19 protein-coding genes are annotated in these 23,031 nt (G+C 73.1%); 16 read left to right on the top strand and 3 right to left on the bottom strand.

Annotated features, from left to right (window positions below):
• Positions 1–17 precede the first annotated feature (17 nt).
• The gene (locus FQ330_RS12995) at positions 18–1,868 is read left to right on the top strand and encodes an ABC transporter ATP-binding protein (protein WP_225792879.1); all 1,851 of its coding nucleotides are present in this window, start codon (positions 18–20) and stop codon (positions 1,866–1,868) included.
• Positions 1,869–1,895: 27 nt separating this feature from the next.
• On the opposite strand, the gene FQ330_RS13000 is transcribed toward FQ330_RS12995, so the two are convergent.
• Positions 1,896–2,273, bottom strand: coding sequence for an MGMT family protein (locus FQ330_RS13000; RefSeq protein WP_146358146.1), 378 nt, complete (start codon positions 2,271–2,273; stop codon positions 1,896–1,898).
• A gap of 68 nt (positions 2,274–2,341) precedes the next feature.
• Here FQ330_RS13000 and FQ330_RS13005 point away from each other — a divergent pair, with 68 nt between their 5' ends.
• Together FQ330_RS13005 and FQ330_RS13010 are read left to right on the top strand one after the other, a co-directional pair.
• Positions 2,342–3,712: a cystathionine beta-synthase gene (locus tag FQ330_RS13005; protein ID WP_146358148.1), complete on the top strand. Its 1,371-nt coding sequence runs from the start codon at positions 2,342–2,344 to the stop codon at positions 3,710–3,712.
• A 2-nt stretch (positions 3,713–3,714) separates the two neighbouring features.
• Positions 3,715–4,872, top strand: a complete 1,158-nt coding sequence (locus FQ330_RS13010) for a cystathionine gamma-synthase (protein ID WP_146358184.1) — start codon at positions 3,715–3,717, stop codon at positions 4,870–4,872.
• Here FQ330_RS13010 and FQ330_RS13015 read toward each other — a convergent pair.
• Positions 4,869–5,693 (bottom strand): DeoR/GlpR family DNA-binding transcription regulator, encoded by an 825-nt coding sequence (locus FQ330_RS13015; RefSeq protein WP_146358150.1) that lies wholly within the window; start codon positions 5,691–5,693, stop codon positions 4,869–4,871. The two genes, FQ330_RS13010 and FQ330_RS13015, sit on opposite strands and share 4 nt — an antisense overlap.
• A 57-nt stretch (positions 5,694–5,750) precedes the next feature.
• On the opposite strand from FQ330_RS13015, the gene galT reads away from it, so the two are divergent.
• The 3 genes from galT to galE are packed head-to-tail and all read left to right on the top strand — an operon-like array spanning position 5,751 to position 9,029.
• Positions 5,751–6,920, top strand: a complete 1,170-nt coding sequence (galT, locus tag FQ330_RS13020; protein WP_146358152.1) for a galactose-1-phosphate uridylyltransferase — start codon at positions 5,751–5,753, stop codon at positions 6,918–6,920.
• Complete coding sequence (gene galK / locus FQ330_RS13025; RefSeq protein WP_146358154.1) at positions 6,913–8,061, top strand: galactokinase; 1,149 nt, start codon at positions 6,913–6,915, stop codon at positions 8,059–8,061. The genes galT and galK overlap by 8 nt, the downstream gene beginning before the upstream one ends.
• On the top strand, positions 8,058–9,029 hold the full coding sequence (gene galE, locus FQ330_RS13030; protein WP_146358156.1) for a UDP-glucose 4-epimerase GalE: 972 nt from the start codon (positions 8,058–8,060) through the stop codon (positions 9,027–9,029). The genes galK and galE overlap by 4 nt, the downstream gene beginning before the upstream one ends.
• A 207-nt stretch (positions 9,030–9,236) precedes the next feature.
• Here the strand turns inward: galE and FQ330_RS13035 are convergent, their stop codons facing one another.
• Entirely contained in the window at positions 9,237–10,583 is a 1,347-nt protein-coding gene (locus FQ330_RS13035) for an MFS transporter (protein WP_146358158.1), read from the bottom strand.
• An 86-nt stretch (positions 10,584–10,669) separates the two neighbouring features.
• Here FQ330_RS13035 and FQ330_RS13040 point away from each other — a divergent pair, with 86 nt between their 5' ends.
• From FQ330_RS13040 to FQ330_RS13085, 10 genes are all read left to right on the top strand, one after another.
• Positions 10,670–11,122, top strand: coding sequence for an SRPBCC family protein (locus tag FQ330_RS13040; RefSeq protein WP_128188354.1), 453 nt, complete (start codon positions 10,670–10,672; stop codon positions 11,120–11,122).
• A gap of 64 nt (positions 11,123–11,186) precedes the next feature.
• Positions 11,187–12,197, top strand: coding sequence for a LacI family DNA-binding transcriptional regulator (locus FQ330_RS13045; RefSeq protein ID WP_146358160.1), 1,011 nt, complete (start codon positions 11,187–11,189; stop codon positions 12,195–12,197).
• A gap of 169 nt (positions 12,198–12,366) precedes the next feature.
• Positions 12,367–14,106, top strand: coding sequence for a ribulokinase (gene araB / locus FQ330_RS13050; RefSeq protein ID WP_146358162.1), 1,740 nt, complete (start codon positions 12,367–12,369; stop codon positions 14,104–14,106).
• Positions 14,103–14,801 carry an L-ribulose-5-phosphate 4-epimerase gene (locus FQ330_RS13055; RefSeq protein ID WP_146358164.1) on the top strand — a complete coding sequence of 233 codons (699 nt, stop codon included), beginning with the start codon at positions 14,103–14,105 and terminating at the stop codon, positions 14,799–14,801. Before araB ends, FQ330_RS13055 begins: the two co-directional genes overlap by 4 nt.
• Positions 14,798–16,318 (top strand): L-arabinose isomerase, encoded by a 1,521-nt coding sequence (gene araA, locus FQ330_RS13060; protein WP_225792875.1) that lies wholly within the window; start codon positions 14,798–14,800, stop codon positions 16,316–16,318. The genes FQ330_RS13055 and araA overlap by 4 nt, the downstream gene beginning before the upstream one ends.
• A 76-nt stretch (positions 16,319–16,394) precedes the next feature.
• Complete coding sequence (gene chvE, locus FQ330_RS13065; RefSeq protein ID WP_128188350.1) at positions 16,395–17,516, top strand: multiple monosaccharide ABC transporter substrate-binding protein; 1,122 nt, start codon at positions 16,395–16,397, stop codon at positions 17,514–17,516.
• A gap of 95 nt (positions 17,517–17,611) precedes the next feature.
• Positions 17,612–19,138 (top strand): multiple monosaccharide ABC transporter ATP-binding protein, encoded by a 1,527-nt coding sequence (gene mmsA, locus FQ330_RS13070; protein WP_146358186.1) that lies wholly within the window; start codon positions 17,612–17,614, stop codon positions 19,136–19,138.
• Positions 19,122–20,360: a multiple monosaccharide ABC transporter permease gene (gene mmsB, locus FQ330_RS13075; protein ID WP_146358166.1), complete on the top strand. Its 1,239-nt coding sequence runs from the start codon at positions 19,122–19,124 to the stop codon at positions 20,358–20,360. The genes mmsA and mmsB overlap by 17 nt, the downstream gene beginning before the upstream one ends.
• A 218-nt stretch (positions 20,361–20,578) precedes the next feature.
• Complete coding sequence (locus tag FQ330_RS13080) at positions 20,579–21,796, top strand: amidohydrolase (RefSeq protein WP_146358168.1); 1,218 nt, start codon at positions 20,579–20,581, stop codon at positions 21,794–21,796.
• The gene (locus FQ330_RS13085) at positions 21,793–23,025 is read left to right on the top strand and encodes a multidrug effflux MFS transporter (RefSeq protein WP_146358170.1); all 1,233 of its coding nucleotides are present in this window, start codon (positions 21,793–21,795) and stop codon (positions 23,023–23,025) included. Before FQ330_RS13080 ends, FQ330_RS13085 begins: the two co-directional genes overlap by 4 nt.
• Positions 23,026–23,031 lie beyond the last annotated feature (6 nt).

Consider the following 23,031-nt stretch of genomic DNA (forward strand, 5'->3'; position numbering starts at 1 on the left):
ACCGTGGCCACGTGAGCATGGGCATGGGCGGCGGTCGCCGGGGCGGGGTCGGCATGCGCGACGAGTCGGCGCAGCGCGCCGCCAACGCGAGCGCTCCCCGCGTGCCCGACCTCGGCAAGCGCATCCTGGGCCTCTTCCGCCCCCACCGGCCGCAGATCGTGCTGACGATCGTGCTCGTGCTGATCGTCGCGACGATCGCGGTGTTCCCGCCGCTGCTGACCCAGCGCGTCTTCGACGAGGCGCTGTTCCCGCCCGAGGGCGGCCCCGATCTGCGGCTGCTCTGGATGCTCGTCGGCACGATGGTGGCGCTGTGGATCTCGTCGAGCCTGCTCGGCATCTGGCAGACGCTCATCACGTCGAAGGTCGGCAACCGCGTCATGGGGCAGCTGCGCGACTCGCTGTTCGACCGGCTGCAGAGCATGGAGCTCGCGTTCTTCACCCGCACGAAGACGGGCGTCATCCAGTCGCGGCTGCAGAACGACGTCGGCGGCGTCGCGAACGTGCTCTCCAACACCGTCTCGTCGGTCGTCGGCAACACCGTCACGGTGATCGCGAGCCTCGTGACGATGCTCATCCTCTCGTGGCAGCTGACGGTCATGGCGGTGCTGCTCACGCCCGTGCTCGTGCTGCTGCAGCGCCGCGTCGGCCAGGTGCGCGCCCGCATCGCGACGCAGACGCAGGAGTCGCTGAGCGAGATGACGGCGATCACGCAGGAGTCGCTGTCGGTGTCAGGCATCCTGCTCGCGAAGGCGTTCGGCCGGCAGGCCGACGAGTCGCGCCGCTACGCCGCCGAGAACGAGCGCCAGGTCGACCTGCAGGTGCGGCTGACGATGAGCGGCCAGACTTTCTTCGCGCTCGTGTCGGTCTTCATCTCGATCCTGCCCGCCGTCGTCTACGTGCTCGCCGGCTACCTGATCGCCGGCGGCGACACCGGCGTCACGGCCGGCACGCTCGTCGCGTTCACGACCGTGCAGGCGCGGCTGCTCATGCCGCTCATGGGCCTGCTGCGCGTGGGGCTCGACCTGCAGACCTCCGGCGCGCTCTTCGCCCGCATCTTCGAGTACCTCGACCTGCAGCCGGCGATCGAGCCGCCGACGTCGCCGCGCCCGCTCGACCGCTCGCGCCTCGGCGAGGTGGAGTTCGACGACGTGCGCTTCCACTACCCGGATGCGCGCGAGGGCGAGCGGGCGACGCTCGACGGCGTCTCGTTCCGGCTCGAGCCGAGCACCTTCGCGGCCTTCGTCGGTCCCTCGGGCGCGGGCAAGACGACGATCGGGTACCTGCTGCCGCGCCTGCACGAGGCGAGCGGCGGAGCGGTGCGCTTCGCGGGCACCGACGTGCGCGAGCTCGACCCGGCGGCCCTCACCGACCACATCGGCATCGTGAGCCAGGAGCCGTACCTGTTCCACGCGTCCATCGCCGAGAACCTGCGCTACGCCAAGCCCGACGCGACCGACGTCGAGCTCGACGCCGCCACGCGCGCCGCGAGCATCTACGACACCATCCACCGGTTCCCCGACGGCTACGACACGATCGTGGGCGAGCGCGGCTACCGGCTCTCGGGCGGCGAGAAGCAGCGCATCGCGATCGCGCGGGTGCTGCTGAAGGACCCGGCGGTGCTCGTGCTCGACGAGGCCACGAGCGCGCTCGACACCGTCTCGGAGCGCGTCGTGCAGGGCGCGCTCGACGAGGCGGCGCGCGGCCGCACGACGCTCGCGATCGCGCACCGGCTCTCGACCATCCGGCACGCCGACGTCATCTTCGTCATCGACGCCGGCCGCATCGTCGAGCAGGGCGCGCACGACGAGCTGCTCGCGCTCGGCGGCACCTATGCGACGCTCTTCGCGCAGCAGGCCTCGCGGGTCTGACGCGCCGCGCCGGCGGTGCCGGCGACGTCAGGCGGATGCGTCGGCGTCGACCTCGTCGAGGCCCGGCAGGTCGGCGGTCGCCTCGCGCCACCGCCGCTCGAGCTCCTCCATGTCGGCCGCGTAGTCGCTGTAGCGGCAGCCGAGCCCGTTGGGCTTCACGCGGATGCCCTCCTCGCGCCAGTGGGGGAGCGCGCGCTGCAGCAGGTCGCCGCCGAAGTCGCCGGCGTGGCTCGTGATGCGCCACCACGGCAGGCCGTCGCTGTAGTGGCGGAGGATCGAGCCGACCTGCCGCGGACCGATGCCGCAGATGCGGGCGACGGCGCCGTACGAGGCGACGCGGCCGGGCGGCACGAGCTCGACGCAGCGCAGCACGCGCTCGATCACGAGCTCCCGTCTGGCGTCCACCGCCCCATCCTCGCCCACCGGGCGCCCGCCCGCTCGACGGTAGGCTCGAGCGTCAGGCAGGAGGCAGGATGCGCTACGCGGAGTCGATCCTCGAGACGATCGGCGACACGCCGCTCGTGAGGCTCTCGAAGGTCACCGAGGGCGTCGCGGCGACGGTGCTCGCGAAGGTCGAGTTCCTCAACCCGGGCGGGTCGGTGAAGGACCGCATCGCGCTCGCGATGATCGAGGACGCCGAGCGCCGGGGGCTCATCGGGCCCGGCGGCACGATCGTCGAGCCGACGAGCGGCAACACCGGGGTCGGGCTCGCGCTCGTCGCGCAGCAGAAGGGCTACCGCTGCGTCTTCGTCTGCCCCGACAAGGTGTCCGAGGACAAGCGCGCGACGCTGCGCGCGTACGGCGCCGAGGTCGTCGTGACGCCCACCGCCGTCGCGCCCGACAGCCCCGAGTCCTACTACGGCGTCGCGAACCGCCTGACCGACGAGATCGAGGGCGCCTACCAGCCCAACCAGTTCTTCAACCCCGCCGCGCCCGCGGCCCACGAGGCGTCGACCGGGCCCGAGATCTGGCGCGACACCGACGGCCGCATCACGCACTTCGTGGCCGGCGTCGGCACCGGCGGCACGATCACCGGCACCGCCCGGTACCTCAAGCGCGCCTCCGACGGCCGCGTCGAGGCCATCGGCGCCGACCCGGAGGGCTCGATCTACTCCGGCGGCACCGGCCGGCCGTACCTCGTCGAGGGCGTCGGCGAGGACATGTGGCCCGGCAACTACGACCCGAGCGTCGTCGACCGGGTGCTCGCGGTGAACGACGCCGAGTCGTTCGCGATGACCCGCAGGCTCGCCCGCGAGGAGGGCCTGCTCGTCGGCGGCTCGAGCGGCATGGCGGTCGTCGCCGCGCTGCGCGTCGCCCGCGAGCTGCCCGCCGACGCTGTCGTCGTCGTGCTGCTGCCCGACTCGGGCCGCGGCTACCTGCAGAAGGTCTACTCCGACGCCTGGATGCGCTCCTACGGCTTCGCCGCGCCCGAGGCCGGCACGACGGTCGGCGACGTGCTCACCGGCAAGGCGGGCGGCGTGCCCGACCTCGTGCACGCGCACCCCGCCGACACCGTGCACGACGCGATCGAGATCATGCGCGAGTACGGCGTGAGCCAGCTGCCGGTGCTCACCGCCGAGCCGCCCGTCGTGGTCGGCGAGGTCGCGGGCTCGGTCGACGAGCGCTCGCTGCTCGACGCCGTCTTCGCCGACCGCGCCGAGCTCGCCGACACCGTCGCGCAGCACCTCGGCCCGCGCCTGCCGCACATCGGCATCACGGAGTCGGTGGATGCGCTGCGCTCGGCCCTGCGGGAGGCCGACGCGCTGCTCGTGCTCGACCGCGCGAAGCCGGTGGGCGTCGTGACGCGCACCGACCTGCTGACCCACCTCGCGAAGGAGGCATGACGATGACCGCATCGACGACCGACGGGTTCTCGACCCGGGCCATCCACGACGGGCAGGACTTCGACCCGCGCACGGGCGCCGTCATCCCGCCCATCTTCATGACCTCGACGTTCGTGCAGGACGGCGTGGGCGGGTTCCGCGACGGCTACGAGTACTCGCGCGGCGGCAACCCCAGCCGCGACGCGCTGCAGCTGCAGCTCGCGAGCCTCGAGGGCGGCACGCACGCCTTCGCGTTCGGCTCAGGCCTCGCCGCCGAGGACGCGGTGCTGCGCGCCGCCCTGCAGCCCGGCGACCACGTGCTCATGGGCAACGACGTCTACGGCGGCACCCACCGGCTCGTCTCGAAGATCTGGGAGCGCTGGGGCATCGAGCTGTCGACCGCCGACGCCTCCGACCTCGACGCGGTGCGCGCCGCGATGCGGCCCAGCACGCGGATGCTGTGGGTCGAGACGCCGTCGAACCCGCTCATGAAGGTGGCCGACCTCCCGGCGCTCGCCGAGCTCGGCCACGACGCGGGCGCGCTCGTCGTCGCCGACAACACGTTCGCCACGCCCTACCTGCAGCAGCCGCTCGGGCTCGGCGCCGACGTCGTCGTGCACTCGACGACGAAGTACATCGGCGGCCACTCCGACCTCGTCGGCGGCGCCGCGATCACGGGCGACGCCGAGCTGGCCGAGCGCATCGGCTTCCAGCAGTTCGCGGTCGGCGCGGTCAACAGCCCCTTCGACGCGTGGCTCACCTCGCGGTCGCTCAAGACGCTCGCGGTGCGCGTCGAGCGGCACTGCACCAACGCGCAGGCCGTCGCCGAGTCGCTCGTCGGCCACCCGGCGGTCTCGGCCGTGCACTACCCGGGCCTGCCCGACCACCCGCAGCACGCGCTCGCGGCGCGGCAGATGCGCGGCTTCGGCGGCATGGTGTCGCTGCAGCTCGCAGGCGGCGCGCAAGCGGCGCTCGAGCTCGTGCGGCACACGCGGCTGTTCCAGCTCGCGGAGTCGCTCGGCGGCGTCGAGTCGCTCGTCTGCTACCCCTCCGAGATGACGCACGCGTCGGTGCGGGGCACCGAGCTCGAGGTGCCGGCCGACCTCCTGCGGCTCTCGGTGGGCCTCGAGGAGGCCGACGACCTGATCGCCGACCTGCAGCAGGCGCTCGGGCGCCTCTAGGCGACGATCAGGCGGCCGACCGCGCGGCGGGCGGCGCGGGCGGATGCCTCGGGCACGGCACGGTCGGTGACGAGCACGTCGAGCTCGTCGAGGGTCGCGAACGAGGCGAGCGCCTGCACGCCCCACTTCGAGGCGTCGACGAGCGCGACCGTCGTGCGGGCGGCGGCCATGAGGGCGCGGTTCGTCTCGGCCTCGGCGAGGGTGGGGGAGGTGCAGCCCCGTTCGGCGTCGATGCCGTGCGCGCCGAGGAAGAGCGCGTCGAGCCCGATCATCGCCGCGGCGCGGTTGGCGACCGGGCCGACGAGCGCGTCGGAGCGGGTGCGCTCGCCGCCGGTGAGCACGACGCCGTCGCGGTCGGGCAGCGCGAGCGCGACGGGCAGCGAGTTGGTGACGATCGTGACGCCGGGCACCGCGGCGGCGAGCCGCGCGAGGGCGAGCGCGGTCGTGCCGCCGCCGATGCCGATCGCGGTGCCGGGCCGCACGAGCGCGAGCGCCGCCTGGGCGATGCGCTGCTTCTCGTCGCGGTGCAGCGCCGCCTTCGCGAGCGGCGCGGGCTCGTCGGTGACGGGCGGCCTGCGCAGCCGCACGCCGCCGCGCACGCGCTCGATGCGGCCGTCGGCGTCGAGGCGGTCGGCGTCGCGCCGCACGGTCATGGGCGAGACGCCGAGCGCCGAGGCGAGGTCGGCGACGCGGGCGGTGCCGGCGCCGGCCAGGTGGGCGAGGATGCGCTCGCGCCGCTCGACGTCGAGCAGCCCGGCCTCGAGCGGGCCGGACTCGGGCCGCTCGCCGCGCGCCAGCCGGGGTGTGCGTTCCTCGACCATGCGAACACTTTCGCACAGGAGCGCGCATGAGCGCACGCGTTCGGGCATGATCGAGGCGTGACCGGCATCCGACAGACCAGCGCGCGCCTCGCCGACGGGCGCGAGATCGTCTACTTCGACGACCCGGGCACGCCGGCCCGCGAGCGCCGCCTCGACGTGCGCGCGCTCGACCCCCGCCCCGCGACGCCGACGATGCGGTACGACGCGCTCGCCGGCGACTGGATCACCGTCGCCACCGCCCGGCAGGGCCGCGTGCACCTGCCGCCCGCCGACGCCGACCCGCTCGCGCCGCAGTCGCCCGGCAACCCGAGCGAGATCCCCGACGACTACGACGTCGCCGTCTTCGAGAACCGGTCGCCCTCGTTCGGGCCCGGCACCGCATTCGACCTCCCCGGCGCCTCCGCGCCCACCGAGGGCGAGCGCGAGGCGCTCACCGCGATCGGCGCCACCCGCCCCGCCGTCGGCCGCTGCGAGGTCGTGAGCTTCAGCCCCGACCACGCGGGCTCGTTCGGCACCCAGCCGACGCTCCGCGCCCGCACGGTCGTCGAGGCGTGGGCGTCGCGCACCGCCGCGCTCAGCGTCGTGCCGGGCGTCGAGCACGTCTTCCCGTTCGAGAACCGCGGCGTCGAGATCGGCGTGACGCTGCCGCACCCGCACGGCCAGGTCTACGCCTATCCCTTCGTGCCCCCGCGCATCCGCCGCATCTGCGCCGCCGTCGACGAGCACGGGCCCGGCCTCTTCGCCGAGCTGCTCGACGCCGAGCGTGAGGGCCCGCGCGTGCTCATCGCCGGCGAGCGCTTCACCGCCTTCGTGCCCTTCGCGGCACGCTGGCCGGTCGAGGTGCAGCTCATGGCGCACCGCCACGTGCCCGACCTCGCCGCGACCACCAGCGCGGAGCGCGACGAGCTCGCGACGCTGACGCTGCGCATCGCGCGCGCGCTCGACGCGCTCTACGACGCCCCGCTGCCCTACATCGCCGCCTGGGTGCAGGCGCCGGTCCACGAGCACCGCGACGACGTGCGGCTGCACTGGCACGTGACGAGCCCGCGCCGGGCGGCCGACAAGCTGAAGTTCCTCGCCGGCAGCGAGGCCGCGATGGGCGCGTGGGTGGGCGACATCAGCCCGGAGGACGGCGCGGCTCGCCTGCGCGACGCGATCGCGCGTGCCGACGAGCAGCACCCGGTGGAGCCGCTCGCGCGCACGCAGGAGGAGACGACGGATGCGTGACGAGCTGCAGGCGGTCTTCGGCGGCACCGCGGGGCCCGACGGCATCTGGTCGGCGCCGGGCCGCGTCAACCTCATCGGCGAGCACACCGACTACAACGGCGGGCTCGCGCTGCCGTTCGCGATCGACCGCCGCACGAGCGTGGCCGTGCGGCTGCGCGACGACGACCGCATCCGCGTCGCGACCGACTTCGTCGACCGCGGCGTCGTGCCGGGCGTCATCGAGTCGACGCTCGAGACCGCGCACGCCTCGACCGGCTGGAGCCGCTATGTGCTCGGCGCGGCGCACGTGCTGCGACGGGAGCTCGGCGTGCCCGGCCGCGGCTTCGAGGCGCTCGTGTCGAGCACCGTGCCGGTGGGCGTCGGGGTCTCGTCGTCGGCCGCGCTCGAGTCGGCGACGATCGTCGCGCTCGACGAGCTGTGGGGCCTCGGCCTCGACCGCCGCGAGATGGTGCGGCTCGGGCAGCTGGTCGAGAACGAGGTGGTCGGAGCCCCCACGGGCACGCTCGACCAGTCGGCCGTGCTGCTCGCGCAGCGCGACCACGCGGTGCTGCTCGACTTCCGCGACGGCACCGCCGAGCAGGTGCCGCTCGGCTTTGAGGCGGCCGGGCTCGAGATCCTGGTGATCGACTCCCTCGTGCGCCACGACCACGCCACCGGCGGCTACGGCGAGCGCCGCCGCGAGTGCGAGGAGGCCGCCCGCATCGCCGGCGTGCCGACGCTGCGCGAGATCGCCGTCGACGACATCGAGCGGTGGGCCGGCCGCATGCCCGCGCACGTGCACCGGCGGCTCAAGCACATCGTCACCGACACCGATCGCGCCCGCCGCGTCGCCGACCTCGTGCGCGCCGGGCGGCCGCGCGAGATCGGCCCCGTGCTCACCGAGGGGCACGCCTCCCAGCGCGACGACTTCGAGGACTCCGTGCCCGCGATCGACGCGGCCGTCGACGCGGCGGTCGCCGCCGGCGCGCTCGGCGCGAGGCTCACCGGCGGCGGCTTCGGCGGCGCCGCCATCGCGCTCGTCGACCGCGCCGAGACGGCGCGCATCGCGACGAGCACGGCGGACGCCGTCGAGGCCGCGGGCCACGCCCGGCCCATCGTCTTCACCGTGCACCCCTCCGACGGGGCGAGGAGGGACGCATGACGCACTGGCTCGTCACCGGCGGCGCCGGGTACATCGGCGCCCACGTCGCCGAGGCGCTGCTCGCGAGCGGCCGCGAGGTGACGGTGCTCGACGACCTCTCGAGCGGGCAGCGCGGCTTCGCGCCGGCCGGCGCGCGGCTCGTCGTCGGCTCGATCCTCGACCGCGGCGACCTCGACGCGGCGCTCGCGGGCGTCGACGGCGTCGTGCACCTCGCGGGCTACAAGTACGCGGGGGAGTCGGTGCGCCGGCCGCTCCACACGTGGCGGCAGAACGTCAGCGGCACGATCGAGCTGCTCGAGGCGATGCGCGCGCACGGCGTGCACCGCATCGTCTTCTCGTCGAGCGCCGGCGTCTACGGCACGCCCGACGTCGACCGCGTCACCGAGGCCACGCCGCCCGCGCCCGAGTCGCCGTACGGCGAGACGAAGCTCGCGGGCGAGCTGCTGCTCGCCGACGAGCGCCGCCGCGCCGAGCTCGAGGGCTCGACGATGCAGGCCGTGGCCCTGCGCTACTTCAACGTCATCGGCTCGGCGACCGACCGCATCCGCGACACGAGCCCGCACAACCTCGTGCCGAAGGTGCTCGACGCGCTCGCCCGCGGCGAGGCGCCGCAGATCAACGGCGACGACTACCCGACGCCCGACGGCACGTGCGTGCGCGACTGGGTGCACGTCGGCGACGTCGCCCTCGCGCACGTCGCCGCCGCCGGGCGCATGGAGCGCGGCGAGCCGCTCGAGCCGGTCTACAACCTCGGCAGCGGCGACGGAGCCTCGGTGCGCGAGGTGCTCGCCGCGATCGGCCGGGCGGCCGGCGTCGACGTCGAGCCCCGCGTCACCGCGCGACGGCCCGGCGACCCCGCGCGCATCGTCGCCGACGGCGCGCTCGCGGCGCGCGACCTCGACTGGCGCATGCGCCACTCGCTCGACGCGATGGTGGCGTCGGCCGTGCGCTCGGCCCGCTCGGGCTGAGCCGCAGCACCCGCCCCTCCCGCCCGCATCCGCGCCGCCCCTCTCAGCTCGCCCGGGTCGCTGGCACAACGCAAGCCGCGGCGCGCGCTTCCGCGGCGGATCCGGCGGGAGTGGCGGATCCGCCGCTGCATTCTCCGCGCGGGCTTGCGTTGTGCCGGGGCCGGGTGGCGGCCCGAGGGGCAGACGGTGCGGGAGGCGCCCCGAGGCCTACTCGAGCGCCTTGCCGCGCTGCTCGGGCAGCGTCCACGCGGCGACCGCGGCGATCGCGAACGCCGCGGCGAAGACGCCGAACAGCAGCATCGAGCCGCCGGCGCCGAGCAGCAGCGGCACCGCGAGCGGCGCGAGGATCGACGCGATGCGCCCGAACCCGGCGGCCGCGCCGGTGCCCGTGCCGCGCACGTTCGTCGGGTACAGCTCCGGACCGATGGCGTAGAGCGCGCCCCACGCACCCAGGTTGAAGAACGAGAGCGTGCAGCCCGCGGCGATGATCATCGCCTCCGTCGACGCCGTGCCGTACCAGGCGGCGGCGAGGGCCGAGCCGATGAGGAAGACGGTGAGCGTCGGGCGGCGGCCCCACTTCTCGATGAGGAACGCGGCGGCCGCGTAGCCCGGCAGCTGCGCCACGGTGATGATGAGCGTGAACTCGAAGGAGCGCACGAGCGAGAAGCCCTGCTCGACGAGCAGCGACGGGATCCAGATGAACGTCCCGTAGTACGAGAAGTTGATGCCGAACCAGACGATCCAGAGCGCGATCGTGCGGCGGCGGAGCGCCGACGACCAGATCGACACCGAGGGCTCGGCCGGCGCGCCCGCCGGCGCATCCGCCACAGGCTCGGCAGCCGGCGATGACGGCGCGCGCACGCCCGCGGCCTCCTCGAAGCGACGCACGGTGCGCTCTGCCTCCGCGACGCGGCCCTTCGACTCGAGGTAGCGCACCGACTCGGGCATGCCGAAGCGCACCACCGCCGAGAAGAGCGCCGGCGCCATGCCGATCGCGAGGCCCCAGCGCCAGCCGTCGTCGGAGGCCCCGATGACGAAGGTGCCGATCACGGCGGCCGCGATCCAGCCGACCGCCCAGAACGCCTCGAGCCACACGACCACGCGGCCGCGGATGCGCCGGGGCGCGAACTCGCTCACGAGCGTCGACGCGACGGGCAGCTCGCCGCCGAGCCCAAGCCCCACCACGAAGCGCAGCGCCAGCAGCGCCGCGAGCGAGCCGACGAGCGCCGAGGCGCCGGTCGCGAGCCCGTAGACGAGGAGCGTGAGCGCGAAGACGCTGCGGCGCCCGATGCGGTCGGCGAGCAGGCCGCCGACGGTCGCGCCGATCGCCATGCCGACGAAGCCGATCGACGCGATCCAGCTCGTCTCGGTGCGGTCGAGGCTCCACTGCTGCGCGAGCGCGGCGATCACGAACGAGACGAGGCCGACGTCCATGGCGTCGAGCGCCCAGCCGATGCCGGAGGTGCCGAGCAGGCGTCCGTGCCGGCGGGTGAAGGGCAGGCGGTCGAGCCGCTCGGAGCGGGTGGCGCCGTCGGCTGGCGGGAGGGCGGTCATGCGGGGCCTCTCGTCGGTGGCGCAGCGGCGGCGCCGAACGCGTCCACGATAGTGCGGGGCGCATCCCGCGCGGATACCGTGGGCGCATGACCGACACCCCCGAGATCCCCGAGATACCCGCCGATGCCGAGACGGTCGAGGTCGACGCCTTCGTGACGGCGTCGACGGATGCGGTGTGGGAGCTCTTCACGACGGCCGCCGGCCTCGAGCAGTGGTGGTGGCCGATGTTCGACGACACCCGCTACGAGGTCGACGCGCAGGAGGGCGGCTGGTACCGCATCCGCACGTCGACCGGCGGCTTCGGCGTGCAGGGCCGCTACCTGCAGCTCGACGAGGGCAAGCGGATCGTGCAGAGCTGGGACTGGCTCGGCGGCGCCGAGGAGGGGGAGCGCTTCGAGCAGCTCGTGGTGGTCGACTTCGCCGAGACCGGCGACGGCACGCACATCCGCGTGACGCAGACCGCGGCCCTCGACGAGGTCGACGACCTGCGCGACGGCTGGCAGGACACGCTCACGCGCCTGGAGGAGCTGCTCGACTGACCCTACGAAACGGTCACGCCGTGGGATGCTGTGATGACAGGGCAGCCCGAGGGGCGGAGGCGAGATGGCGGAGGGCGCAGTGCGGCGGCCGAACATCCGCGACGTCGCGGCGCGCGCGGGCGTGAGCTACCAGACCGTCTCGCGGGCCCTCAACGGCCACCCGAACGTGCGGCCCGAGACGCTCGCGAAGGTCGAGGCGGCCATCGTCGAGCTCGGCTTCCGCCCGAACGCCGCGGCGCGCGCGCTCGTGCGGCGCAGCTCGCGCACCATCGGCCTGCTGACGCTCCCGACCACCGACTACGGCCCGCAGACGCAGGCGATCGCCATCGAGACCGCCGCCCGGGACGCCGGCTACCGCATCGTGCTGACGAACGCGGCGTCGACGAGCGTCGACGACCTCGCGGCGGGCCTGCGCTTCCTGCGCGAGACGAGCGTCGACGCGCTCGTGGTGAGCGTCGCCGAGACGTCGATGCTCGAGGCGCTCGCGCAGCTGTCGGTGGGCGTGCCGTACGTCACGCTCGAGCCGACCGGGCTCGCGTTCGGGCACAGCGTCGCCATCGACCAGCGGGTCGGGGCGCGGCTCGCGGTCGAGCACCTCGCCGGCCTCGGGCACCATCGCCTGTGGCACCTGCGCGGCCCCGACGGCTCGATCGACGCCGGCGCGCGCGCCCGCGGCTTCGCGGAGCGCACGGGCGAGCTGGGGCTCGCGAGCGAGGGCACCATGGTGGGCGACTGGAGCGCCGACTCGGGCTACGCGATCGGGCGGCGGATGCTCGCCGACGGCGCGCGGGCGGTGGTCGTCGCGAACGACCAGATGGCCCTCGGCCTCATGCACGCGTGCCGCGACGCGGGGCTCTCGGTGCCGGGCGACGTGTCGATCGTCGGCTTCGACGACGTGCCGGAGGCGGCGCACTACCCGACGGCGCTCACGACCGTGCGGCAGGAGTTCGAGCAGGTCGGCACGGCCGCGATGCGGGTGCTGCTCGACGACCTCGCCGGCCGCGCCGGCCTCGTGCACCTGCGCATCCCGCCGGTGCTCATCGAGCGCGGCTCGACCGCCGCGCCCGCGCCCTGACCGCACGCCGCTGCTGCCGCGTGCCGTCGCGCCGGCGGCATCCCCGTGCCCGAAAGGTCACGATTCGATCACGACGTAGCGAATTGTGACCGTTTCGCATACAGTGGCGTCACTGCACCGCGGCAGCCGTCGCGAGCGCAGCCCGAAGCCACGACGACGGAGTCAGCGAATGAGCGCAGCGAGCGAGACCTCGAGCAGCCCGGCGGGCATCCCCGCGGCCGCCGCCGCAGGCGATCAGCACGTCATCGGCATCGACTTCGGCACGCTGAGCGGGCGGGCGATCGTCGTCCGCGTCGCCGACGGCGCCGAGCTCGGCACCGCGGTGCACGAGTACGCCAACGCCGTGATCGACGACCGGCTCCCGGCGACCGGCGACCGCCTGCCGCCGGAATGGGCGCTGCAGGAGCCCAACGACTGGCTCGAGGTGCTGCGCCGCGCCGTCCCGGCCGCGCTCCACGCATCCGGCATCGACCCCGCGACCGTGATCGGCGTCGGCACCGACTTCACCGCATCCACCCCCATGCCCGTCACGGCCGACGGCACGCCGCTGTGCCGCGTCGACGGCCTCGCCGGCCGGCCGCACGCCTACCCGAAGCTCTGGAAGCACCACGCCGCGCAGGCCCAGGCCGACCGCATCAACGCCCTCGCCGAGGAGCGCGGGGAGCCGTGGCTCGCGCGCTACGGCGGCGCCATCTCGAGCGAGTGGGAGTTCGCCAAGGCGCTGCAGATCCTGGAGGAGGACCCGGAGGTCTACGCCGGCATCGACCACTGGGTCGAGGCGGCCGACTGGATCGTCTGGCAGCTCACCGGCGACTACGTGCGCAACGCCTGCACCGCCGGCTACAAGGGCATCCTGCAGGACGGCGCCTACCCGAGCCGCGACTACCTCGCCGCGCTCAACCCCGGCTTCGCCGACTTCGAGCGCAAGCTCGACGCGCACATCGGGCAGCTCGGCGAGCGCGCGGGCACGCTCACCGACGCCGCCGCCGCGCTCATGGGCCTGCCCGCCGGCATCGCCGTCGCGGTGGGCAACGTCGACGCGCACGTCACCGCGCCCGCCGCGAAGGCGACGGCACCCGGCGACATGCTCGCGATCATGGGCACGAGCACGTGCCACGTCATGTCGAGCGAGACGCTCACCGAGGTGCCCGGCATGTGCGGCGTCGTCGACGGCGGCATCGTCGCCGGCCAGTGGGGCTACGAGGCGGGCCAGTCGGGCGTCGGCGACATCCTCGCCTGGTACGTCGCCAACCAGGTGCCGCCCGCGATCCACGACGCCGCGCGCGCCGCGGGGCGGAGCGTGCACGAGCACCTCACCGAGCTCGCGTGGGCCGAGCCGGTCGGCGCGCACGGGCTCATCGCGCTCGACTGGCACAACGGCAACCGCTCGGTGCTCGTCGACGCCAACCTCTCCGGGCTGCTCGTGGGCACCACGATCGCGACCCGCGCCGAGCAGGTCTACCGCGCGCTCGTGGAGGCCACCGCCTTCGGCACGCGCGTGATCGTCGAGGCGTTCGCGGGGGCCGGCGTGCCCGTGCAGCGCTTCTTCGCCGCCGGCGGGCTGCTGCGCAACCGCCACCTCATGCAGACCTACGCCGACGTGCTCGGCATGCCGATCTCGGTGATCGGCAGCGAGCAGGGCCCCGCGCTCGGCTCGGCGATCCACGCCGCGGTCGCGGCCGGCGCCTACCCCGACACCGTCGCGGCCGGTGAGGCGATGGGCAACGTCGTGCACGACGCGTACGTGCCCGGTCCCGAGGCCGAGCCGTACGACGCCCTCTACCGCGAGTACCGAGAGCTGCACGACCTCTTCGGCCGCGGCGGCAGCGACGTCATGCGGCGCCTCAAGGCCATCCGCCGCCAGGCGCTCGCGGGGGCCCAGCAGCCGGCCGCCGAGGTGCCCGCATGAGCCGCGACGCCGCGATCCGCGCCGTCCGCGAGGAGGTCGCGGCGCTCCACGGCGAGCTCGTCCGCTACGGCCTCGTGGTCTGGACGGGCGGCAACGTCTCGGGCCGCGTGCCCGGCGAGGAGCTCTTCGTCATCAAGCCCTCCGGCGTCTCCTACGACGACCTCACCCCCGAGTCGATGATCCTGTGCGACCTCGACGGCCGCGTCGTGCCCGGCTCCCAGGGCTCCGAGCGCTCGCCGTCGAGCGACACCGCCGCCCACGCGCATGTCTACCGCCACATGCCCGAGGTGGGCGGCGTCGTGCACACGCACTCGACCTACGCGACCGCATGGGCGGCGCGCGGCGAGGCGATCCCGTGCCACATCACCGCGATGGCCGACGAGTTCGGCGGCGAGATCCCGATCGGCCCGTTCGCGATCATCGGCGACGACTCGATCGGCCGCGGCATCGTCGAGACGCTCGCCGGGCACCGCTCGCGCGCCGTGCTCATGCAGAACCACGGCCCCTTCACGATCGGCCGCGACACGCGCGACGCCGTCAAGGCGGCCGTCATGTGCGAGGACGTCGCGCGCACCATGCACATCGCCCGCGCCGGCGGCGCCACGATCCCCATCGACCCCGCCGCGATCGATGCGCTCTTCGACCGCTACCAGCACGTCTACGGCCAGCAGGCCACGCAGGAGGACCACCAGTGACGAGCATCATCCCCGATCCCGCGTCGAAGGTCGTCTGGTTCCTCACCGGCAGCCAGGGCCTCTACGGCGAGGAGACGCTCGCGCAGGTCGCGTCGCAGTCGCGCGAGGTCGCCGCCCTGCTGTCGGAGGCGGCAGACATCCCCGTCACGATCGAGTGGCGCCCCGTGCTCACCTCGGCCGACGCCATCCGCCGCGCCGCGCTCGAGGCCAACGCCGACGACGACGTGGTCGGCGTGATCGCGTGGATGCACACCTTCAGCCCCGCCAAGATGTGGATCGCGGGTCTCGAGGCGCTCGCGAAGCCGATGCTGCACCTGCACACGCAGCACAACGTCGCCCTGCCGTGGAGCGAGATCGACTTCGACTTCATGAACCTCAACCAGGCCGCGCACGGCGACCGCGAGTTCGGCTACCTCGCCGCGCGCCTCGGCGTGCCCCGCACGATCGTCGTCGGTCACGCATCCGCACCGCGCGTCCGCGCGCAGGTCGGCACGTGGTCGCGCGCCGCGCTCGGCACCGCGGCGCTGCGGTCGCTCAAGGTCGCGCGGTTCGGCGACAACATGCGCTTCGTGGCCGTCACCGAGGGCGACAAGACCGAGGCCGAGATCCGCCTCGGCACCCAGATCAACACGTGGGGCGTGACCGAGCTGGCGGATGCGGTGGCGGCGGCTGACGAGGCGGCGGTCGCCGCGCTCGTCGACGAGTACGTCGCGAGCTACGACGTCGCCCCCGAGCTGCTCCCCGGCGGCGACCGCCACGCGTCGCTCGTCGACGGCGCGCGCATCGAGGCGGGCCTGCGCGGCTTCCTCGAGGAGGGCGGCTTCGGCGCCTTCACCACGAGCTTCGAGGATCTCGGGTCGCTGCCGCAGCTGCCGGGCCTCGCGGTGCAGCGGCTCATGGCCGACGGCTACGGCTTCGGCGCCGAGGGCGACTGGAAGACCGCGATCCTCGTGCACGCCGCCGCCCACATGGGCGCCGGGCTGCCGGGCGGCGCGAGCCTCATGGAGGACTACACGTACCACCTGGTCGACGGCGAGGAGGTCATCCTCGGCGCGCACATGCTCGAGGTGAGCCCGTCGCTCACGACCTCCCGCCCCAGGCTCGAGGTGCACCCGCTCGGCATCGGCGGCAAGGACGACCCCGTCCGCCTGGTCTTCACGGCCGACGCGGGCGCCGCGGTCGTGGTGGCGCTCAGCGACATGCGCGAGCGCTTCCGCATGACGGCGAACGCCGTCGAGAACGTGGCGCTGCCCGAGCCGATGCCGAAGCTCCCCGTCGGGCACGCCGTCTGGCGGCCTGCGCCCGACCTCGCCACGTCGGCGACCGCCTGGCTCACCGCGGGCGCAGCCCACCACACGGTCATGTCGACCCAGGTCGGCATCGACGCCTTCCGCGAGCTCGCCCGCCAGTCGGGCATCGAGTTCCTCGCCATCGACGAGGCCACCACGACCGAGGGCTTCGAGCGCGAGGTGCGCTGGAACGCCGCCTACCACCGACTCGCACAGGGGCTGGGCTGACGCCCGACCCCTCGCCGCGGCCCTCCCGGCCGCACCAACCCCCGCCGCATCGCGGCACCCCAGGAAAGGAAACACAGTGAAGAAGCACCGCATCCTCGGCGCTGTCGCTGCAGCGGGAGTCATCGCGCTCCTCGCCACCGGCTGCGGCCGTGGCGGCACGGCAGAGCCCGCCGCGAGCGACGGCGCCGACACCGGCGGCCAGGGCCAGATCGTGGGCGTCGCCATGCCGACGCAGCAGTCGGAGCGCTGGATCGCCGACGGCGCGAACGTGCAGTCGCAGCTCGAGGAGCTCGGCTACACGGTCGACCTGCAGTACGCGAACGACGACATCCCGACCCAGGTCTCGCAGATCGAGAACATGATCTCCTCGGGCGCCGAGGCCCTGATCATCGCCTCGATCGACGGCACGACCCTGACCGACGTCCTCGCGCAGGCGGGCGACGCCGGCATCCCCGTCATCGCCTACGACCGCCTCATCAACGGCAGCCCGAACGTCGACTACTACACGACGTTCGACAACTACCAGGTGGGCGTGCAGCAGGCGACGAGCCTCCTGACCGGCCTCGGCGTGCTCGACGAGAGCGGCGAGCGCACCGACGAGGCGGGCCCGTTCAACATCGAGCTCTTCGCGGGCAGCCCCGACGACAACAACGCGACGTTCTTCTGGAACGGCGCGATGGACACGCTGCAGCCGCTCATCGACGAGGGCGTGCTCGAGGTGCCCAGCGGCCAGGTCGAGTTCGAGCAGGCGGCGATCCTCCGCTGGCTGCCCGAGACCGCGCAGGAGCGCATGGAGAACATCCTCACCGTCATCGGCGACACCCGCCTCGACGGCGTGCTCTCGCCCTACGACGGCCTGTCGATCGGCATCATCTCGGCGCTCACGTCGGGCGGCTACTCGACCGACGCCCTGCCGGTCATCACCGGCCAGGACGCGGAGGTCGGCTCGGTGCAGTCGATCATCGCCGGCGAGCAGTACTCGACGATCTTCAAGGACACGCGACTGCTCGCCGAGCAGGCCGTGGCCATGGTTGACGCGCTGCTGAGCGGCGAGGAGCCCGAGGTCAACGACACGGAGACCTACGACAACGGCGAGCTCATCGTGCCGTCGTACCTCCTCGAGTCGACCATCGTGACGGTCGACAACTACGAAGAGGTGCTCATCGAGTCGGGCTACTACGACGAGGGCGACCTCTAGGAACGGTCCGGGGCGGGGGCGCGAGCCCCCGCCCCGCACCGCCGCTCCGGCGGCGAGAAACGGAAGGAGGGACGACCGTGACGGCGATCCTCGAGATGCGCGGCATCACCAAGGAGTTCCCCGGCGTGAAGGCGCTCGCCGACGTGAACCTCACCGTCGAGCGCGGCGAGGTGCACGCCATCTGCGGCGAGAACGGCGCAGGCAAGTCCACGCTCATGAAGGTGCTCTCGGGCGTCTACCCGCACGGCACCTACGGCGGCGAGATCGTCTTCGAGGCCGAGCCGGTCGAGTTCCGCTCGATCACCGACTCCGAGCACAAGGGGATCGTGATCATCCACCAGGAGCTGGCGCTCAGCCCGCACCTGTCGCTGGCCGAGAACATCTTCCTCGGCAACGAGATCGTCGGCCGCGGCGGCCTCATCGACTGGCACGCCACGAACACCGAGGCGCAGCGCCTGCTCGCCCGCGTCGGGCTCGGCGACAACCCCGCCGTGCGCGCGAACGAGGTGGGCGTCGGCAAGCAGCAGCTCGTCGAGATCGCGAAGGCGCTCTCGAAGGACGTCAAGCTGCTCATCCTCGACGAGCCGACGGCCGCCCTCAACGACGAGGACTCCGCGCACCTGCTCGACCTGATCCGCCACCTCAAGGGGCAGGGGATCACGTCGATCATCATCAGCCACAAGCTCAACGAGATCAAGGCGATCGCCGACAAGGTGACGGTCATCCGCGATGGCCGCACGATCGAGACGCTCGTCACCGACGAGGTCTCCGAGGACCGCATCATCAAGGGCATGGTCGGCCGCGACCTCGAGTCGCGCTACCCGGAGCGCCAGGTGCGCATCGGCGAGGAGGTCTTCCGCATCGAGGACTGGCGCGTGCACCACCCGACCGAGTCGGGCCGCGTCGTGATCGACGGCGCCAACCTGTCGGTGCGCGCGGGCGAGGTCGTCGGCATCGCCGGCCTCATGGGCGCGGGCCGCACCGAGCTCGCGATGAGCATCTTCGGCCGCTCCTACGGCTCGCACATCACCGGCACCGCGTACCTCCACGGCAAGTCCGTCGACGTGCGCACCGTGCCCGCGGCCATCAGCGCGGGGCTCGCGTACGCGACCGAGGACCGCAAGCGCTACGGCCTCAACCTCATCGAGGACATCAAGCGCAACATCTCGGCCGCGGCGCTCGACAAGCTCGTCGGGCGCGTGCTCGTCGACGGCGAGCGGGAGATCCTCGTCGCCGAGGAGTACCGCCGCAGCATGCGCATCAAGACGCCGAGCGTCAACGCGGTCGTCGGCAAGCTCTCCGGCGGCAATCAGCAGAAGGTCGTGCTGTCGAAGTGGCTCTTCACCGACCCCGAGGTGCTCATCCTCGACGAGCCCACCCGCGGCATCGACGTCGGCGCGAAGTACGAGATCTACACGATCATCAACACGCTCGTCGCCGACGGCAAGGCCGTCATCGTCATCTCGTCGGAGCTGCCCGAGCTGCTCGGCATCTGCGACCGCATCTACACGATCTCGGAGGGCAGGGTGACGGGCGAGTTCCCGATCGCCGAGGCCACGCCCGAAGCGCTCATGCAGCGCATGACCCAGGAGAAGGAGGCGGACCATGTCCTCGCCCCGTGACTCGTCCACCCGCGACCTCGCCCCGTCGCCGCTGCGCACCGCGGGTTCGTTCCTGCTCTCGCGCGTGCAGCAGATCGGCATCTTCATCGCGCTGGTGGTGATCATCCTGCTGTTCCAGGGCCTCACCGGCGGTCGGCTGCTCACCGCCGGCAACGTGGCGAACATCATCGTCCAGAACAGCTACATCCTCATCCTCGCCATCGGCATGGTGATGATCATCATCGCCGGCCACATCGACCTCTCGGTCGGCTCGGTCGCGGCCTTCGTCGGCGCCGCCACCGGCGTGATGGTCGTGCAGTGGGGGTGGCCGTGGTGGCTCGGCATCGTCGTCGGCATCGTGCTCGGCGCCGTCGTCGGGGCCTGGCAGGGCTTCTGGGTGGCGGTGGTCGGCATCCCGGCGTTCATCGTGACGCTCGCGGGCATGCTCATCTTCCGCGGCCTGACGCAGATCACGCTCTCGAACACCCAGATCACGCCGTTCCCGACCGAGTACCGGCAACTGGGCGGCGGCTACCTCTTCCCGGAGCTCTTCCCGGCGTCGACGAGCCCCGCGGAGTGGATCACGGTGGGCCTCGGCGTCCTGACGCTCGTGCTCTTCGTCGGCTCGCAGCTGCGCGGCCGCGCGAAGCGCGTGAAGCTCGGCGTCGAGGCGGAGCCGGCCTGGTGGTTCTGGACCCGCACGGGCTTCGGCGCGCTGCTCATCGTGCTCGTCACGTTCCTGCTCGGCATCGCCGAGGGCTCGCGCGGCACCCCGGTCGTGCTCATCGTGCTGGGCGCGCTGATCGTGATCTACACGGTGGTCATGCAGCGCACCCGCTTCGGACGCCACATCTACGCGGTCGGCGGCAACCGGCACGCGGCCGACCTGTCGGGCATCCGCTCGAAGCGCATCGACTTCATGCTGTTCGTCAACATGGGCATCCTCGCCGCGCTCGCCGGCATCGTGTTCACGGGGCGCCTGAACTCCGCCGGACCGGGCGCTGGCAACCTGTTCGAGCTCGACGCGATCGCGGCGGCGTTCATCGGCGGCGCCGCCGTGCAGGGCGGCATCGGCACGGTGGTCGGCGCGATCACCGGCGGCCTCATCATGGGCGTGCTGAACAACGGCATGTCGCTCATGGGCGTCTCGACCGACTACCAGCAGTTCATCAAGGGCATGGTGCTGCTGCTGGCCGTCGCGTTCGACGTCTACAACAAGCGGCGCTCGCGCTCGCTCGGCTGACGCGCAGCCTCACGACGGCCCCGGGCGGATGCTCGGGGCCGTCGCTCCCGCCGCGTCGATTGGTCACGTTCGGCGATCATTCGCGACGTGTGGCAGCAATTCGTGACCAATCGGCGGAAGGTGCGGATGCTCCGCGGCGGCAGCGTGGGACGGCCAAGTCGTTCGTCCGGCTAAGGAGGTAGGCTGGACGGACGCCATCTGATACGAAGAGGAACCGCATGCTGCTCGCCATCGTCAACGCCAAGGTCGTGCCCGTCGAGGGCGAGGAGTTCGAGGGCACGATCCTCGTGCGGGACGGCCGGATCGCCGAGCTCGGCGCCGACGTCGCGGTGCCGGAGGGCGCCGAGGTGCTCGACGCCGGCGGCGCGCAGGTGACCCCGGGGCTCGTCGACGCGCACGTGCACCTGGGCGTCAACCCGGAGGGCGACGGGCACACCGCCAACGACACGAACGAGATGACGAACCCCAACACCGCCGGGGTGCGCACGATCGACGCGATCGACCCGTTCGACGAGGGCTTCGACCTCGCGCTCGCCGGCGGCGTGACGACCGTGAACGTCAACCCCGGCTCGGGCAACCCGATCGGCGGCCAGGCGACGACGCTCCACACCCACGGCCGCATCGTCGACCACATGGTGCTGCGCGAGCCGGCGGGCCTGAAGAGCGCCCTCGGCGAGAACCCGAAGCGCGTCTACGGCGAGAAGAAGGTGACGCCGTCGACCCGCATGGGCACGGCCAAGATCCTGCGCGACGCGTTCGTCGCCGCCCAGAACTACCAGGCCCGGATGGCCGACCCCGAGAACGACCGCCACCACGACGTCGACCTGACGATGGAGGCGCTCGGCAAGGTGCTGCGCCGCGAGATCCCGTGGCGCCAGCACGCGCACCGCGCCGACGACATCGTCACCGCGCTGCGCCTCCAGGCCGAGTTCGGCTACGACCTCATCATCGACCACGGCACCGAGGCGCACGTCGTCGCCGACCTGCTCGCCGAGCGCGGCGTGCCCGTGCTCATCGGCCCCCTCTTCACGACGAAGTCGAAGATGGAGCTGCGCAAGCGCTCCATCGCGAACCCCGGCAAGCTCGCGAAGGCGGGCGTCGAGCTCTCGATCATCACCGACCACCCGGTGATCCCCATCTCCTTCCTCGTGCACCAGGCATCCCTCGCCGTCCGCGAGGGGCTCGACCGCGAGACGGCGCTGCGGGCGATCACGATCAACCCGGCGAAGGCGCTCGGCGTCGACGGCGAGATCGGCTCGATCGAGGTCGGCAAGCGCGCCGATCTCGTCGTCTGGGGCGGCGACTGGATGGACCCGATGGCGCGCCCGCGCACGGTGCTCATCGACGGCCGCATCGTCTTCGAGCACGACGCCGCGACCGGCGCCGAGCGCGTCGCGCCGCGCGACGAGGTGCCGCTCGCCCTGCCCCGGGCGTGACCGCCGCCACGCTCACGTCGCCCGGCGACGCGCTCACGCGGCGGCGCCGCGTCACCACGCTGCTCGTGCTCGGGCTCCTCGCGGGCCTCGGCCCCTTCACGATCGACCTCTACCTGCCGGCCTTCCCGGAGGTGAAGGGCGAGTTCGCCACGACGGATGCGGCCGTGCAGCTGACGCTGTCGGCCACCACCCTCGGCTTCGCCTTCGGGCAGCTCGTGGTCGGGCCGCTCTCCGACCGCATCGGCCGTCGCGCGCCGCTGCTCATCGCCACGAGCGTGCACGTGCTCGCGAGCGTCGGGGTCGCGCTCGCGCCCGACATCGTCTCGCTGTCGCTGCTGCGCATCGTGCAGGGCTTCGGCGCGGCCGCGGGCACCGTCGTCGCGATGGCGATGGTGCGCGACCTCTTCAGCGGCAAGAAGCTCACCACCGCGCTGTCGCGGCTGGCGCTCGTGATCGGCATCGCGCCGATCGCCGCGCCCGTCGTCGGGTCGTGGCTGCTGGGCATCCTGCACTGGCGCGGCCTGTTCTGGGTGCTCGCCGCCTACGCGGTGCTCGTCATCGTGCTGCAGCTGCTCTTCCTGCGCGAGACGCTGCCGCCGCACCTGCGACACGTGCCCGGGCACTCGACGCTGCGGCAGCGCTACCGCTCCGTGCTCACCGACCGCGTCTTCGTCGGCGTCGCCATCATCGGCGCGAGCATCTTCGGCGGCATGTTCGCCTACCTCGCCACCTCGTCGCTGCTGCTGCAGGAGGTGTACGGCTTCTCGCCGAGCGGGTTCGGGCTCATCTTCGCGCTCTGCTCGGTGGCGGTGCTCATCGGCACGCAGTCGGCCGGGCGGGCCGCCAACCGGTGGGGTGCCCAGTGGGTGCTCGCCGTCTCGACGTCGCTGCTCATCGTGGGCGCCTCGCTCATCGTGGTGCTCGACCTCGCCGGGCTCGGGATCCTCGGGCTCGTGCCGCCGCTGGCGCTCTTCGCGTTCGCGTTCGGGCTGTCGATGCCGTGCGTGCAGACGCTCGCGCTCGCGGGGCATCGCGGCGAGGCGGGCACAGCGGCGTCGCTGCTGGGCGCGCTCAACATGTCGATCGCGGGGCTCGTGAGCCCCATCGTCGGCCTGTTCCGCATCGAGAACGCGATCCCGATGGGCGTCATCATGCTCATCTGCGGCATCCTCGCGACCGCGTCGCTGTGGCTCGTGGTGCGGCCGCGGCAGGTGCCCGCGATCGAGTGATCCTGC

It is taken from the genome of Agrococcus sediminis (assembly GCF_007923295.1).
Classification (GTDB): Bacteria; Actinomycetota; Actinomycetes; order Actinomycetales; family Microbacteriaceae; genus Agrococcus; species Agrococcus sediminis.

Coding starts and splice junctions, on each gene's coding strand:
- FQ330_RS12995 (WP_225792879.1), top strand. CDS start 18: ATGGGCATGGGCGGCGGTCGCCGGGGCGGGGTCGGCATGCGCGACGAG.
- FQ330_RS13005 (WP_146358148.1), top strand. CDS start 2,342: ATGCGCTACGCGGAGTCGATCCTCGAGACGATCGGCGACACGCCGCTC.
- FQ330_RS13010 (WP_146358184.1), top strand. CDS start 3,715: ATGACCGCATCGACGACCGACGGGTTCTCGACCCGGGCCATCCACGAC.
- FQ330_RS13015 (WP_146358150.1), bottom strand. CDS start 5,693: ATGGTCGAGGAACGCACACCCCGGCTGGCGCGCGGCGAGCGGCCCGAG.
- galK (WP_146358154.1), top strand. CDS start 6,913: ATGCGTGACGAGCTGCAGGCGGTCTTCGGCGGCACCGCGGGGCCCGAC.
- galE (WP_146358156.1), top strand. CDS start 8,058: ATGACGCACTGGCTCGTCACCGGCGGCGCCGGGTACATCGGCGCCCAC.
- FQ330_RS13035 (WP_146358158.1), bottom strand. CDS start 10,583: ATGACCGCCCTCCCGCCAGCCGACGGCGCCACCCGCTCCGAGCGGCTC.
- FQ330_RS13040 (WP_128188354.1), top strand. CDS start 10,670: ATGACCGACACCCCCGAGATCCCCGAGATACCCGCCGATGCCGAGACG.
- FQ330_RS13045 (WP_146358160.1), top strand. CDS start 11,187: ATGGCGGAGGGCGCAGTGCGGCGGCCGAACATCCGCGACGTCGCGGCG.
- araB (WP_146358162.1), top strand. CDS start 12,367: ATGAGCGCAGCGAGCGAGACCTCGAGCAGCCCGGCGGGCATCCCCGCG.
- FQ330_RS13055 (WP_146358164.1), top strand. CDS start 14,103: ATGAGCCGCGACGCCGCGATCCGCGCCGTCCGCGAGGAGGTCGCGGCG.
- mmsA (WP_146358186.1), top strand. CDS start 17,612: ATGCGCGGCATCACCAAGGAGTTCCCCGGCGTGAAGGCGCTCGCCGAC.
- mmsB (WP_146358166.1), top strand. CDS start 19,122: ATGTCCTCGCCCCGTGACTCGTCCACCCGCGACCTCGCCCCGTCGCCG.
- FQ330_RS13080 (WP_146358168.1), top strand. CDS start 20,579: ATGCTGCTCGCCATCGTCAACGCCAAGGTCGTGCCCGTCGAGGGCGAG.